This window comes from Blautia luti (genome assembly GCF_013304735.1).
In the GTDB taxonomy this organism is placed as follows: Bacteria; Bacillota; Clostridia; order Lachnospirales; family Lachnospiraceae; genus Blautia_A.
This window is the reverse complement of the sequence record NZ_JAAITI010000086.1, coordinates 1-1,429: the sequence shown is the minus strand read 5'-3', so window position 1 is coordinate 1,429 and position 1,429 is coordinate 1. Positions and strand designations below refer to the sequence as shown.

Annotated in this window: 1 protein-coding gene; it reads right to left on the bottom strand. The window is 42.3% G+C overall.

Features of this window, described 5'->3' with window-relative positions; genetic code table 11:
* Window positions 1–104: 104 nt before the first annotated feature.
* The gene (locus G5B06_RS18510; RefSeq protein WP_161234254.1) at window positions 105–1,346 is read right to left on the bottom strand and encodes an IS256 family transposase; all 1,242 of its coding nucleotides are present in this window, start codon (window positions 1,344–1,346) and stop codon (window positions 105–107) included.
* Between the last annotated feature and the right edge of the window lie 83 nt (window positions 1,347–1,429).

Genomic DNA, 1,429 nt, shown 5'->3' with positions numbered 1-1,429 from the left:
AGCTTAAAAACTAGGCTTTTCACCCTTGCTTTATATATAACAGTTGTTGAATGGCATGTCAAGAGCAGGCGGTTTTCCGCCCGTCTTATTCGCCTGTTTATTCGTTACTCTGGGAGGCGTCCTTCGTACATAATACTCAGTTCACCATACACCTGTGCCCAGTTGCGGATCGTACTGGTCCATTTCTTTGTAGCTTCAAATGTGGCAAGATACAGTGCCTTTAATAGAGCTGTATCGCTTGGAAATACGCTTCTCTGGCGATTCAGTTTCCGGTAGGTAGAATTCAGGGATTCAATAGCATTTGTAGTATAAATCACCGTTCTGACCGTCGTTGAAAATTTAAAGATCGGCGAGATTGCGTCCCAGTTATCCTTCCAGCGCTTCATGGAATTCGGATATTTCGGTGTCCATTTTTCTGTTACACGCTCTAAGGCTGCCAGAGCTTTCTTTTCATCTGTGGCCTGATAAATGGTTTTCAGATCCGCAGCGAAGGCTTTTCTGTCTTTATCCGGGACATATTTCAACGTGTTCCTTACCTGGTGTACAATACAGCGCTGGTATTCCGTCTTTGGAAAAGCTGCTGCGATCGCTTCTTTGATTCCGGTTAAACCATCGGCACAGATGATTAATACATCTTTGACACCACGATTTTTCAGTTCATTCATAACGGAAAGCCAGTATTTTGCGCTTTCGTTATCGCCAACACTGATGGTTAAAACTTCTTTTTTTCCTTCCGTGTTGATTCCCAGAATCACGTAAGCAGCAAGCTTTCGGATCACGCCATTATCCCTTACAGAATAATGGATTGCATCAATGTAGAGAATGGGATAGACCTCGTCCAGTGGCCGGTTCTGCCAGTCTTCGATCTGTGGCAGGATCTTATCAGTCACATCAGAAATAAAGCTTTCAGAAGTTTCAAAGCCATAAATATCTTCGATGGTTTCGGAAATCTGCCGGGTAGTCATTCCTTTGGCATACATGGAAATGATCTTCTGATCAATATCGGAAATATCTTTCTGACGTTTTTTCACAACCTGTGGTTCAAACGTTGATTTGCGATCCTGTGGCACTTCGATTTCCATCGAGCCATACCGGCTGTTGACCTGTTTCCGCTTATAACCATTGCGATAATCATCATTATCTGAGCGTTCGGATTTTTCGTAACCAAGATGATCATCCATTTCAGCTTCCATCATTTCCTTAATGGTGCCGCCTAAAAGATCCTTGAGCGCATCCTGAATGTCTTCTGCAGACTGGATATCGTACTCTTCCAGGAGCTGATGGATGATGTTTCGTTTTCCTTCTGTCATTTGTACACGATGTACAGGTTTCTTTTGTCTTGCCATAATAAAAGGCCCTCCTAATGATATTTATTGTATCATAGAAGAACCTTATAAACATTATTTTACAGAAAAAGTTTCATACTCTC